General features: G+C 43.1%; 11 protein-coding genes and 2 pseudogenes. 1 reads left to right on the top strand and 12 read right to left on the bottom strand.

What is annotated here, in order from left to right; translation table 11 throughout:
- Positions 1 to 52: 52 nt before the first annotated feature.
- The 10 genes and pseudogenes from DSOL_RS13685 to DSOL_RS28880 all read right to left on the bottom strand — a co-directional run bounded on the left by DSOL_RS13685 (position 53) and on the right by DSOL_RS28880 (position 10819).
- On the bottom strand, positions 53 to 844 hold the full coding sequence (locus tag DSOL_RS13685) for an enoyl-CoA hydratase/isomerase family protein (protein WP_075365399.1): 792 nt from the start codon (positions 842 to 844) through the stop codon (positions 53 to 55).
- Positions 845 to 899: 55 nt separating this feature from the next.
- Positions 900 to 1312: pseudogene (locus DSOL_RS13690) on the bottom strand (fumarate hydratase C-terminal domain-containing protein); the annotation flags it as partial.
- 79 nt (positions 1313 to 1391) lie between these two features.
- Entirely contained in the window at positions 1392 to 2558 is a 1167-nt protein-coding gene (locus tag DSOL_RS13695; protein ID WP_170871508.1) for a thiolase family protein, read from the bottom strand.
- Between the two features lie 30 nt (positions 2559 to 2588).
- Positions 2589 to 3455: a 3-hydroxyacyl-CoA dehydrogenase family protein gene (locus DSOL_RS13700; protein WP_075365401.1), complete on the bottom strand. Its 867-nt coding sequence runs from the start codon at positions 3453 to 3455 to the stop codon at positions 2589 to 2591.
- A gap of 91 nt (positions 3456 to 3546) precedes the next feature.
- Positions 3547 to 5361 (bottom strand): acyl-CoA dehydrogenase family protein, encoded by a 1815-nt coding sequence (locus DSOL_RS13705; protein ID WP_075365402.1) that lies wholly within the window; start codon positions 5359 to 5361, stop codon positions 3547 to 3549.
- Positions 5362 to 5428: 67 nt separating this feature from the next.
- Positions 5429 to 6208 (bottom strand): enoyl-CoA hydratase-related protein, encoded by a 780-nt coding sequence (locus DSOL_RS13710; RefSeq protein WP_075365403.1) that lies wholly within the window; start codon positions 6206 to 6208, stop codon positions 5429 to 5431.
- Positions 6209 to 6671: 463 nt separating this feature from the next.
- A complete protein-coding gene (locus DSOL_RS13715; RefSeq protein ID WP_075365404.1) occupies positions 6672 to 8075 on the bottom strand; it encodes a sigma-54 interaction domain-containing protein in 1404 nt (467 codons plus the stop codon).
- A gap of 250 nt (positions 8076 to 8325) precedes the next feature.
- Complete coding sequence (gene sucD / locus DSOL_RS13720) at positions 8326 to 9198, bottom strand: succinate--CoA ligase subunit alpha (RefSeq protein WP_075365405.1); 873 nt, start codon at positions 9196 to 9198, stop codon at positions 8326 to 8328.
- A gap of 57 nt (positions 9199 to 9255) precedes the next feature.
- Entirely contained in the window at positions 9256 to 10368 is a 1113-nt protein-coding gene (gene sucC / locus DSOL_RS13725) for an ADP-forming succinate--CoA ligase subunit beta (protein WP_075365406.1), read from the bottom strand.
- A gap of 184 nt (positions 10369 to 10552) precedes the next feature.
- On the bottom strand, positions 10553 to 10819 hold the full coding sequence (locus DSOL_RS28880; RefSeq protein WP_235838825.1) for an FAS1-like dehydratase domain-containing protein: 267 nt from the start codon (positions 10817 to 10819) through the stop codon (positions 10553 to 10555).
- 8 nt (positions 10820 to 10827) lie between these two features.
- On the opposite strand from DSOL_RS28880, the pseudogene sdhB reads away from it, so the two are divergent.
- Positions 10828 to 10953 (top strand): annotated as a pseudogene (sdhB, locus tag DSOL_RS30055) (succinate dehydrogenase iron-sulfur subunit); the annotation flags it as partial.
- Between the two features lie 180 nt (positions 10954 to 11133).
- Here the strand turns inward: sdhB and DSOL_RS29555 are convergent.
- Both DSOL_RS29555 and DSOL_RS13740 read right to left on the bottom strand, forming a co-directional pair.
- Entirely contained in the window at positions 11134 to 11991 is an 858-nt protein-coding gene (locus tag DSOL_RS29555) for a methyl-accepting chemotaxis protein (RefSeq protein WP_075365407.1), read from the bottom strand.
- Between the two features lie 536 nt (positions 11992 to 12527).
- Positions 12528 to 13853 (bottom strand): acetyl-CoA hydrolase/transferase family protein, encoded by a 1326-nt coding sequence (locus tag DSOL_RS13740; protein ID WP_075365408.1) that lies wholly within the window; start codon positions 13851 to 13853, stop codon positions 12528 to 12530.
- Positions 13854 to 13932: the final 79 nt, after the last annotated feature.

The following is a 13932-nucleotide window of genomic DNA, read 5'->3' on the forward strand; positions in this document are numbered from 1 at the left end:
TAGCTATTAATCAATGTAAGACCCTCAGACTCCCTTTATTACTTCCCATAACTTATTTACCCTTGAATACAGGCTTTCTTTTTTCTATAAAGGCCTGCACCCCCTCTTTAAAGTCCTCAGTGACACCACAAAATGCTTGATAAGAAGCCTCGTTATCTAAGAAGGACGCGAGATCTGACTCAAAACTTTTATTTAACATTGCTTTGGCTAATCCAATAGCTTTCGTCGGGCCTTGGGCAAGGCGTAAGGCCATTTGCCATGTCGCAGGTTCGAGTTCCTCCTCAGTTACAACTTGATTAACAATACCCAAACGTTGTGCTGTGTGAGCGTCAATAACCTCTCCAGTAAAAGTGAGTTCCTTGGCCTTATTTAAGCCGACTAAGCGTGGCAAAAGATAACTACCGGCCAAATCCGGAGCCAAGCCGATACCTACAAATGATTGGGCAAATTTGGCGTTCTCTTCGGCGATAATGATATCTGCAGCCATAGCTAAGCTCATTCCTGCACCAACAGCATAACCTTTCACTGAAGCAATGACTGGTTTATTTAAGTTGATAAATTCTGTGAGCCAACGGTGCGTATTTTTTAAGTGGGTTCGTCGCTCGTCGGGAGAAGAAGAGCTGAACCTATTTAACATCCCCTTGATGTCTCCGCCTGCGCAAAAGGCCCTGCCAGAACCAGTAAGAATCACGCACCGTACTTCGGGGTCATCCCGGATTTCCGCCACTGCAGAGCCTATTTCTTGCCCCATCACGCGGTCGAAAGCGTTGAGCACTTCTGGCCTATTAAACTTAATCGTTGCCACTCCAGATTGTTTCGTTATGATTATGGTTGTATACTCCATGATCATTCACTCTCCAGCTTAGAATTTTTTTTTATCAGCTATCTTGGTTCCTATCCTAAATCGCCTCAAACCTTTTTTTACTGTACTTGCCAATTTCATACAGATTATTTCCCTCACTTCAATGAGCGCGCTTGCTGGAAAATACTTTAAAAGTCAAACGTCGTACCGCTTCAGTTCCTAGTTCGGGGTAAGCCATCACTTCGGCCGAGACAATACACTTGGCAATCAGAGCACCTGCCCCGCCGATCGCCCCAAAGTAGACTGCACCTTGTTTCTTCATCGCCTCAATCACATCTGAAAATCGAAGTCCTTTGTCGATCATTCCCGTTAACCCTTCGGCTATAACTTCGGCGAATAGGCATCCATCCGTCCACTTGTCGTCGGTCCGGCCGAACCAATCACTTGCCCCTCTTTGGCAGGTGTCGGCCCTACAAAATAGATGACTTGTTCTTTCATCCCAAAGGGGAGGCCGTACCTTTAGGAATCTCTATGCATATCCCCCAACCTTTTGGGTCGGGGGATACTGAACTAAATCAGAACTATCGAATTATACCCTTTCAAAGATTGTAGCAATACCTTGTCCGCCACCTATACAAGCTGTAATCATACCGAATTGAACATCCCTTCGATTCATCTCATTCACTAATTTTGTGGTAAGAATTGCCCCAGTAGCAGCGATTGGATGACCGTGGGCGATTGCTCCACCGTTGACGTTCACTTTGTCCATGTCAAAACGAAGATCTCTATCAACTGCTAATACCTGAGCTGCAAAAGCCTCGTTCAATTCGATGAGGTCGATATCATCTAAGGAAAGACCTGCTTGTGCTAGCGCTTTTCTAGTAGCAGGCACTGGTCCGATTCCCATGATGTTAGGGTCAACACCAGCAACTGCAAATGTACGGATTTTGGCTAGAGCTTTAAGACCGAGTGCCTTAGCTCTATCAGCTGACATTACAACGACTGCAGCAGCTGCATCATTTAAGCCAGAACTGTTTCCCGCCGTAACCGTTCCGCCCGCTTTAAAGGCAGGAGGAAGTTTGCTTAGACCTTCAAGCGTTGTTTGTGGGCGTGGATGTTCATCAGTATCAAAAATAACGGTCTTATTCTTACCTACTGGAATTGTAAGGGGGACAATTTGGCTCTTGAACAAACCCTCTTCCATTGCTTTACCCATTTTTTGCTGGCTACGCACAGAAAACTCATCCTGCTCTAAGCGGCTGATCTGATATTTTTCCGCTAAGTTCTCTGCCGTAATCCCCATGGGTGGATTGCCAATTTCATTGGTCGATAGTTGAAAACCACTGCGAAACTTTGGAGGAGTCTTGCTGAAAAATTCCATATGTTCCATAATATACGGTTTAAGGGAACAGCTCTCTGTTCCACCAGCAACATAAACGTCGCCCATACCAGCCATCACGGCTTGAGCGGCTAAATTGATTGCGTTTAGACCAGATCCGCACTGTCGATCAACTGATATTCCTGGGGTCTCCACGGGCAAGCCTGCCTGTAGGGCGCATAGCCTAGCGATATTACCACCAGCATTCAGACAATTGCCGAAAATTACATCCGTAATCTCAGTAGGATCCAAGCTTATGCGCTTGATTGCTTCTTTAATGACTTCCGCTCCATAATATTCGGGGGAAATCTTACCTAAGGCACCGCCGGCCCGACCAATAGGACTACGAACTGCTGATACAATAACTGCTTCTTTAATCACGTAAGTAACCTCCTAATTTTCCCAGTCTCACTCGTAAGTGTAATAGCCTTTTTTTGTCTTCTTACCCCATTCTCCCTTGGTGTATTTCTCAACCACTAATGGTGAGGGCTTGTCTTTAGGGTCTCGACTGGTCTGATAACGTTCCATAGCCGAATAATAGGAAAGATCAATACCTGTTAAATCCATTAAACGGAAGGGTCCCATTGGATGGCCTAAGGCATTCGTCACTGCAAGATCAATCTCTTGTGGAGTTGCAATCCCCATGTCAGCGAGAAACAAAGCCTCTTGAGCGAGTGCCGACAAAATCCTATTTACTAAGAAACCATAGATTTCTTTCTTCAGCCAGACAGCAATCTTGCCTAGTTTGGCGCTCAAATCCATCGTTATTTGGGCGGTTTCCGTAGAAGTATGTGGTCCCTGCACAACCTCAACCAATTTCATGACCAAGGCCGGATTAAAGAAGTGCATGTTGCAAATCTTATCAGGACGCTTCGTGGCATCGGCGACCTGTGAGCTGACGATATACGAACTGTTGGTGGCCAAAATCGCATGGGAAGGGGCAATTCTGTCCAAATCTGCAAAGAGCTTCCGCTTAATGTCCATTTTCTCAACTGCGGCCTCGATTACAAAATCAGCTTCTCCGGCAGCTTCCTCTAGACTTGGGGTAAAGCGTAGATTAGCAAGAGCATTGTCTGCTTGTTCCTGTGTTAATTTCCCTTTGACAACTCGTTCCGGCAAATAAGATTTAGCGAAACCTTCTGCTTTGTTCAGCATCTCTTGGCTTATGTCGGTACAGATCACTTTATAACCAGCCAAAGCACAACACACAGCAATTTGATGGCCCATGTTGCCAGCTCCAACTACGCAAATATTCATAACATCTTCAATTTTCAATTTAAACTACCTCCAATAAGTTCTTCTTTCAATCAGGCGCCTAATCATTCCCAAATCCCATACTTGCTACAACGTTTTTAGGCTAAAATCCTTAAAAAGCTCCTTCTGGAATGTCCATAGCCGATGTGTCATAGTCTTTAATAATCTGGGCTGTAGCCATCACATCAGGCACAATATTACGTAAATAGAATTGAGCAGAGTTAATTTTACCTTTATAGAAGTCTGTGTCCCCAATTTCTTGAGCTAGTTTTTCTTGGGCAACTAACGCTTGTTGCATCAACAAAAAAGCACAATAGAGTTCGGCTGTAACCCGTAAAATTCTCGTGCTATACAATGGAACCAATCGTATATTTTCCTTCATATAGCCAAACACTGTTCCCATGAGTTCCTGATAAGCCTTTAACGCTTGACTCAGCATTGCAATCTCGCGAGGGAATTCAGCATTCGCTGAATTTTCCTTAACAAATACAGCAATATCCTGCAGCCACTCCTTGAAAATACTACCCTTATCCAATCCCCATTTGCGGAAGACTAAATCCAACGACTGGATGAAATTTGTGCCTTCCCAAATAGAATAAATCTTGACATCCCTTGCTTGACGAGCAATCGGGTACTCCTCGGTATACCCGTATCCTCCATGGACTTGAATGGCTTCTGTAATCATGAGCCAAGCTTGGTCAGAGCTGTAAGCTTTAATTAATGGAGTGATTAGTTCAATATAACGTTTGGCTTGCCGAACATCTTCCGGAAGATCTCCAAAAGCGATTAAATCCAAATAGTAGTACCCTTTAAAAATCATAGCTCGCATACCTTCAAGCGTGGCCTTTTGAGTGAGCAACATTCGACGAATATCTTCGTGTTGGATGAGGGGTACCCGACTTCCTCTAGGATTATCAATGGGACGACCCTGAACACGATCTTTGGCATACGCAACCGCGTTATTGTACGCCACTGTCGCCACGGACAGAGCGCAGTGTCCAGTGTCTACCCGGGATCCATTAATCATCTTAAACATTTGGGCCATACCTTGCCCAAACCCTTTTTCATCTAGTGGTGCACCTAACAGAAAGCCGCGACACAAACCCTCTTCACCGAAGTTAAGTACCGCTGTGGCAGATCCTTGAAGGCCCATCTTATGTTCGATTCCCACAGTCGCAACATCGTTTGGTTCCCCAAGGCTACCATCTTCATTAACCCAGATTTTAGGGACTATGAATAGTGACAAGCCTTTGGTGCCGGGAACTGCCCCATCGATTCTGGCCAAAACCAAGTGAATGATGTTTTCAGTAAGATCGTGATCCCCGCAGGTGATAAAGCATTTTGTTCCTTTAATTTTATAAATTTTAGGGTCATCCGTAGGGTAAGCCTTACTTAACATGTCCCCCACATCGGAACCGCCACCGGGTTCAGTGATACACATCGTTCCTCCCCACACAGTCTCGAACATTTTAGGGGTGAAGAAGTCGATTTGTTCCTGAGACCCGAACTGCTTAATGATGGACCCAACGCCGCCAGGCAAACCCAAATACGCTACGAACGCAGGATTAGCAGCAATCATATACTCATGGACTGCTCCATACAAAAGCGATGGAAGGGAGCCCTCACCGTCTACGTCCTTGTTGCTAGCACCCCAACCATTTTCTGCTACATACTTGAAAGCATTATGAAAGGAAGGGGGAACCGTCACTTTCCCATCCTTAAAGACTGCTCTAATCGTATCTCCGTCATCATTAGTAGGAGCGACAACGTCTTTACAGACTCTTAAGGATTGGTCAAGAATACCATCGACATCCTCTATGCTATATACATCTCGAAAGCGTTTTAATCCTAGAATTTTCGCTCCATCTAGCCATTCTTTGATGATGAATTTATGGTCTCGGGTACTATATAGATAGTTACTGGCCATAACACACACTTCCTCTTTGCTTGTTAAGATTTTATTGGACATCTATCTGTTTTTTAGTACAAAAGTATTATTTTCCCTGGAAATTTGGTTTGCGTTTTTCAATAAAGGCCTTCATGCCTTCTTTTTGATCCTCAGTTGCAAACAGTAGTCCAAAGCATTTGTGCTCATATTGCAAGCCCATTTCCAAATCCATCCGTAGTCCTTCATTCACGCATGATTTGGCTAAATATATGGCTACTGCGCCCCGGGCAGCAAATTTCTTCGCCATTTTTTTAGCTTCAGTTAATAGTTGATCAGCGGGTACCACTTTATTCACTAGACCAACTCGCAAAGCTTCCTCTGCACTAATAAAGTCCCCACTGAAAATTAATTCTTTTGCCTTACCCGCTCCGATCAGACGAGGCAGACGTTGGGTTCCTCCGCCACCTGGCAAAATCCCCAGTTTTATTTCTGGCAAGCCGAATTGGGCATTGTCAGCCGCAATGCGCACATCAGCTGTCAACGTAAGTTCACACCCGCCGCCCAGAGCATAACCTGCTATGGCGGCGATAACCGGCTTATGCATGTTTTCAAGCAGATTAAAAGCTCGTAGAGAGGGTCTAACACTTGCTGCTACGTCCACAGCAGTTAACGAGGCCATCGCCTTAATGTCTGCACCCGCTGCAAATACTTTGTCACCACCCGTGATAATCACAGCCCGAACTGAATCATCCTCACCCAAATTTACGGCCACATCGGCCAACTCATTGAAAACCTGACTATTCAGTGCGTTCAGCACATCCGGACGATTGAGGGTGACTGTGGCAATTCCTTCTTCAATTTCCACAATTATTGTTTCGTAAGTCAATTTTAATACCTCCCAATTGGTTATTTACTCCCTCACTCAAGATTCTGAAACTCACCCCTTTTTCAAAATTAAAAAGCTACTATGTTTATTCATTACAAGAATCATGCCAACAGCGACTAAAATATTAAGAAAAATTTGCTTACGCAAAACCAGCTGACATTTTGGTTACATTCCGTCTATCTTAGCGCGACACTTAGCCCCTAAAAACTGCACTCATGTCCACAATCTAACGAATCCGCCTGCAAGGAACAATTACTCTTGTGTAGAATTGAGACAAAATAGCGATCTATTACCTTTGTTCAGTATACAAATCATACAAATCAAAATTTAGCAACCAGCACCTAGAACTTTTCAGCAAGTACAATGTGCTCTCATAAATAATAGTGGATAAAAGTTGACTAAATTAAAGGGTGTGCCTCTCTCAAAAGAAGCACACCCTTTAATGATATAAATACCTCAGGCCCTAAACTTCTATGCCATACCGGCGTAGCTTATCGTAAAATGCCCGCCTGGAAATTCCCAATGCCTTCATAGCGTTGGAACGGTTATTATTATAAGTGGCCAAGGCAGACATAATTAGCTCCTTTTCCACTCTGCCCACAATCTCCTTTACATCGAAAGGATTATCCTTTTCACTTTGGTTATTGTCTCCATTTATAGGAATTATCTGCACGGGTAAATGACGAATTTCAATGATCTTGTTGCTACACACTATGCTTGCATGTTCTAGTACATTTTGCAATTCACGAATGTTACCGGGCCAGTCATAGGCCTGGAGGAGCCTCACGACCTGGGGAGATAACGTCAGCTCATGGCCCACTTCTCGAGCGAACTGATCTAGGAATGTTTTAGCTAGTGCCAATAGGTCATCTTTACGCTCACGTAGCGGGGTCAGATGGAGAGGAACAATATTCAACCGGTAGTATAAGTCACGCCGAAACGTCTCTTTTTCGATCATGTCTTTCAAGTTCCGGTTAGTGGCTGCGATGACTCGGATATCAACCTTGACCGTCTTAGTGCCTCCTACCCGTTCAAACTCTTTTTCTTGTAATACTCGTAATAATTTTGCTTGCATAGTCAGGCTCATATCCCCAATTTCATCCAGGAAAATCGTGCCACCATGAGCCAATTCAAACTTTCCGAGCTTTCCCCCTCGTTTAGCCCCTGTAAAAGCTCCCTCTTCATACCCAAACAATTCACTTTCAAGCAAAGCCTCTGGTATTGCAGCACAATTCACCTTGATCATCGGCTTATCCTGGCGCCGACTACACTTATGTACAGCTCTAGCTAATACTTCTTTGCCAACACCACTTTCACCGAGAATCAATACGGTACTATCCGTACGCGCGACTTTAGCCGCTAATACTAAGGTTTCCTTCAATCGACTGTTTTGTCCCACATATTCGTTGAAGGATAGGGGCAGCTGCTCACATTCTAACTGCTCTTTCAAATAATCCGCGACACCCTTTGTTAGCTCCAGCTCACGATTTAACTGAACAACTTCCGTTATATTTTTAAAAATCGAAACCGCCCCAATAATATTTTTGCCATCATATAATGGAAACGAACTTCCAACCACATCAATATTTAGAGAATCTAAGTAATCTCTGCCGTTATTACTGACCTTCCCCGTGCGTAGTGCCGTGATTGTCTTCGAATCAGGTTCGATTTTGTCCAGCCTTCGACCCAACACTTTGGCTACTGGCACTCCTAAAATCTTTGCATAGGCCTCGTTGGCATAAACAATTGTCGTGTCCAGATCAATAACAAGTACCACATCATTAATGTTATCCAGAATTTCGAATAAGAGTTTACGATCCCATTGAGGAATAATACTGGTTGTTACAGCATGGGCTCCTACACTCATTTTCATCCCCACTTTATGTATCTTTTATATACATTATACTGGAGCTTTTATATATAAGTAAAGTATATTATTTAAAACATTTTGAAAATTTTAAATAAAAATTTGAAAACTATCACTGCCTAAAAACGATCCTTGTGGCTGTATGCCACAGTTAGTCTTACTTATGCCATCTTTACCCTATTTGAACCCGTAATAATGTTGCCAAAACAAATAGTCCTAATTAATTAAAATTAGGACTATTATTGAAACACTAACACTTGTTAAAAATTTCCTTTACTATTCCGGGAACTTCAAAGGGCAGCTCTGCCACTCTGGCACCCACTAAAGTCAAGGCATTCACTTTGCCCTCATAGGTTCCATTTCCCCGTTCAATAATCGCTCCCGCGTGTCCCATCCGCTTTCCCGGAGGTGCACTTTTTCCGGCTATATACGCTACCACCGGCTTGGTCATTTTTTCAATATATTGAGAGGCCTCTTCCTCTGCGTTGCCGCCAATTTCTCCGATTAAAACAACCACCTTTGTTTCCGGATCTTGCTCAAACTCCCTTAAAACATCCACAAAGGTAAGACCCACCACCCGGTCCCCTCCCATTCCCACTACTGTAGACTGACCGATGCCCTGAGCGGTAAGATTCCCGACGATTTCGTAGGTCAAGGTTCCAGAGCGAGCCACAACGCCCACAGATCCAGGGAGAAAAAACTGATTTGGTGGAATACCTATCTTACATTTGCCAGAAGACACGATACCAAATGTATTCGGACCGATAACCACGGCGTTTACACGTTTTGCATAAGCGACAATTGCCATTTCATCATGTACTGGAATGTGCTCGGTAACTACCACAACCACCTTTATACCGGCTTCCAAAGCTTCCAAGGCAGCATCTTTTGCAATTGAGGCTGGTATAAAGATGACGGAGGCATCAATCCGGTAATCCTCACAGGCCGCACGAACACTATCATATACGGGTATACCTTCAATGGTGGTTCCACCTTTGCCTGGTGAGGTGCCAGCGACAATTTTGGTGCCGTAAGCCAACATTTGCTTTGTATGGAAATGACCCTGTTTGCCGGATATGCCTTGAACCACTACATTAGTGTTTTCATCAATTATAATGGCCAATTTACTAGTCCTCCTTGCCATAACTTATAAATACTCTAAAACTAATAGTTGTTTTCTCTATTTTGCTAACTCAACAGCCTTTTTGATAGCATCCTGCATGAAATCATATGCCTCAATGCCAACTTCCTTTAAAATAGCTCGTCCGGCTTCCTGGTTTGTACCCACCAAACGGATAACCACAGGAACCGGGATGCCTATATTCTTCTTAACGGACGCGAACGCCCTTGCAACATCATCACAACGGGTAATTCCACCAAATATATTTATGATGATAGACTTGGGATTTCTAGACAAGATGAGTTCAAGTGCCTTGGCCGTGCCTTCTTCGCCCGTCCCGCCACCGGCATCAAGGAAGTTTGCAGGTTTCCCGCCGAAATAGGTAAGCGTATCCAGTGTGCCCATGGTGATGCCAGCACCGTTGGCCATCACACCAATGTCCCCGTCCAATTCTACAAAGGAAAGACCGAGATCATGAGCCGCTTTTTCGATGATAGTACGTTCTTCCACCCGCGGAAGATCTAATTGGCGATAGAGCGCCTCGTCGTCTATGGTTACCTTGGAGTCAGCTGCTATGACATTATCACCGCTGATCACCAGTGGATTAATTTCAACCAGTTCCGCATCTTTCTGGGTAAATACTTTGTATAAGGTCTTAATAATCGCTACCAGTTCTTTGCCTTGGAGACAGTTCAAAGCAATGCCCATTCTTCTTACGACATCACTGGCGATGAAACCTTGCATGCCCAATTCAACATCAATATGTCTTTTAATAATATAATCTTCAGCAACTTCTTCAATATCCATACCGCCATGGGACGATGCGATGAGCACAGGTTTTTTAGCTGCAGCATCTATGGTGATGGAGAGATAAAGTTCCTTGTCGATTTGTAATTTTTCTTCCACAAGGAGAATGTCAACCGGCTGGCCCTGGATAGTCATACCGAATAGTTCCTGAGCTGCGACTCTTGCTTCTTCTGGATTATCGGCAAATTTTATGCCACCAGCTTTACCCCTCTTACCAGACAAAACCTGAGACTTAATTACTACGGGACCACCAATTTCTCTTGCTACTTGGGCAGCGTCATCTGGGTCGCTAACCATTCTCCCCTTTGGCACTGGAAGTCCGAACTTGGCGAAAATTTCCTTTCCCATGTATTCGAACATTTTCACTGTCCAAATCTCTCCCCTCTTGTACTACTACAATGTTTCTGCTTAAAATTAGAATGTTCACCAAACAATTCCGTTTTCCTGAATAACACTTAATATTTAATGCAAAAAACGTGCCATTCTTTTTGGGCTAGTGCGCTGTGTACTGGAACGACTTTAAGGAAAGTCAACAATTCTGTAATTGTGATTAAAGAAAGTTTGGCATGCACCAAACCAAAGGCGCATGCCTTATTCCATTTTCAATATGCCAAAATACTGGGGCAATCAACGTGGAACTGCTTGAAAACACTAAGTTGCCAGCCAAATCGTGACCTGTCGACTCAAGTACCACAAATGTCATCTTTCCAAGCTTGCCGCTGCGTTCATAGACATCTTTAACGCGCCGCTTACACATAAAACTCTCCCCTACTAAAAGTTGTCGATGATAAGTAATTTTCTGTTCACCGTGGATCATACCAGGACGAGGGTGGGATTGCTGACTGCGGAAATGCCCAAAACTGTGTCCGCGCCTGTCCAAAGGACATAGCATTGACCACGAACCTCGCAGACTTAAACCGTGAAACCAACAAATTTGCTCTTGATCGCTGGTTTCCGCAAATAATTTTATTCTATGCATGTTCAAAAGTACAATATTGTACAGTTTTTTTCGACAAATTACGAACGAAAAGAAGGAAATAACTAACATAAAAGGAGGATTAGTTTTATGGGAACACTACGAGAAGATGCTTTAACTCTTCATCGCGACAACGTCGGTAAACTGGAAGTACATTAAATAATTTTAGATATTCTTTGAACAGTTTGAGTACTCGATTCAAAATTCTGAAGGCAGGCAGCGATTTCTTGAGTTGCTGCGGCCTGGGTTAAAGCGACATCCGATAATTCTTGAATTTTTTTCAGAAGATGACCAACTTTATTATTAATAGAAGATATAAGCTTTTTTGTATCATCGACTGATTTCGCACTATTCTCCGCCATCTTACGGATCTCATCCGCCACAACAGCAAAACCTCTCCCAAATTGGCCAGCCCTTGCCGCCTCAATGGCAGCATTGAGTCCTAGGAGTCTTGAATTTGAGGCTACATGATTTATAAAATCCAAAATATGATCAGTTTGCGCGATCAATTGTACTATCTCTTGAGTTTCATCTAAAACCTCTGATACATTAGTTGACAGATGCACCGCAGAGGATGATATTTCATCCGTTGTAGCATTAAGCTGTTCTGCTGAAGATGAAATATTTTCAATAGCTTCTTGTAATGCGTCCTGATTTTTTAAGCTCAGTGCAAGAGATAAAGCTCCTATAATATTACCTTCATAATCCTTAAGGGGTATCGTTGAAGATTTAAACGCTACTCCATAGATCTCTTTCGGTATTAAGCCGATTTGTTGAGTACCTGTTTGTAATGTAAGAGGAATATTTCCTGATTTGGGGAAAGGTTTCCCAACCAAATTAGATACTGTAGCCGCAGATTCTGCACCAGCAAAGTGAAACATGAATTTCTCATTATCAGTTACTGCAATCGTATTTTCTATCGGTATTACCCTATGAAATAAAGATGCAATATTCCCTATTATATCAAAAATTTGATCATTGCTAAGCTTAATAAATTTGTCATTATTTTCCATAAGCCCATTCCTCTTTCTAATTGCTTTAGAACCTAATTGCTCTTCTCTCCTGTAGAACTTGATCCTGAGAACTCCGGGTCGGTTATATTAAGGAGTTTCATTAAAACTATCGGCCTAAAGAATCCATCCTGCAGGGATCTACACCTTTTCACGGGCAAGAGCGTGTGGACTCCTTTATTGAGAGGGACTTCTAACAATACCAGTAAAAATAGATCTCACAACACCATGTCGAATATCTGAAGTAGACATGATTTTTTCCACCGACAAATGTCCACCGTCCAGTAATTGCAACTTGCACTTTCAAAGCACGCTTCACATCGGCAATAATTTGCCTTACATTCCCTGCTTTTACACATTATCTGATTCACTACTCCATTTCATACTGTTCTCTGTTTTTATCTTTTCCCCGGTACTTATTTTCTCAGTAATGTTTGTGACTTGGAAAGTAACAATGTAGCCACAAAGTCCAAAAAGGCTATATCAAAACCGGACTATAGCCTTTTTGTATGTATCCTCTTTCGTTTGGTGTTGTTCCTTTACCGCAAAAGGTCTAATTTTTTAGCTTCTCGAATTAATTCGTCTCGAAAATCCGGATGGGCAATACTAATTAATCTCTCCGCCCGTTGCCAAGTCGATTGCCCTTTAAGATTGACCATCCCATACTCTGTCGCAACATATTGAATTGTTGAACGGGTATCCGTAACCACCGCCCCCAACGTTAACACTGGATTAATGCGGGAATGTACTTTTCCATTCGAATCGGTATAAGTTGAAGCGATACACATAAAACTTCTTCCGCCCTTGGAATTATAAGCTATATCTACAAAATCCAATTGCCCGCCTGCCCCGCTGATCATATGAGTTCCTTTCGATTCCGAACATACTTGGCCGGTAAGATCGATTTCGATAGCATTATTAATCGATACTACGTTATCATTTCGACAGGCAATCACTCGATCATTAGTATAATCCACCGGATAGCCTGCACATTGCGGGTTGTTATCTATAAAGTCATAAAGTTTTTGTGATCCCGCGGCGAAAGTATAGGCCATTCGCCCTTGATCGATTTGTTTCTTCATTCCGGTGATTCGTCCAGCTTCCACCATATCTACTATACTATCACACAGCATCTCCGTATGAACCCCTAAATCTTTTAAATCAGACTGAGCAATCATTTGCCCCAAGGCGTTTGGCATTGCGCCAATTCCAAGTTGAAGACAATCTCCATCTCTGATGTCCCTGAGAACAAATTCCGCAATTTTTCGATCTACTTCCTCAGGTTCTTCATTAGCAATCTGCGGCATACCGGTATGTCCACCTTCAACAATGTATGTGATTTCAGAAATATGAAGATTATTTCCGTACCCACCTTGGGCATAAGGCATATCCTCATTGACTTCAACAATGATAGTTTTGGCCATGTCAGCAGCGGCGCGATAATGGGTAATGGTAGGTCCCATATTAAAATATCCGTGTTTATCCATAGGGGCTACTTGAATCATCAAGATATCGGGGGCAGAATTCTCGCGAACATAGCGCGGGGCTTCGGAGTATTTCAAAGGAGTATAAAATACTTTCCTTGTTTTCGCATACATACGATCAATAGCCGTGAGGTGAGTGGAATTCCAAATACTATGTACCCCTGTAGGATCTGCTTTATACACGGCATGTGGACGTGTCGAGATTCCGTTAACAATTACAATATCATGAAGATCAGGGATACGTTTAGCTAAGGCAGGGTCTAGAACCGGCAAGGTGTTTGCCGCAAATGAATACTGAATCCAATCCCCGTTCTTAACGACGCTCACTGCTTTCTCAGGGGAAACAAGCTTACTTTGGTATTCTTTTACCCAATTGGACACTTCATTTTCCTCCTTATCGCTTATCGATACGCTAACTTTAGCGTCTCAATCCTCAAATCATATCTTGCTAACATCGCAC

Source organism: Desulfosporosinus metallidurans (assembly GCF_001936615.1).
Classification (GTDB): Bacteria; Bacillota; Desulfitobacteriia; order Desulfitobacteriales; family Desulfitobacteriaceae; genus Desulfosporosinus; species Desulfosporosinus metallidurans.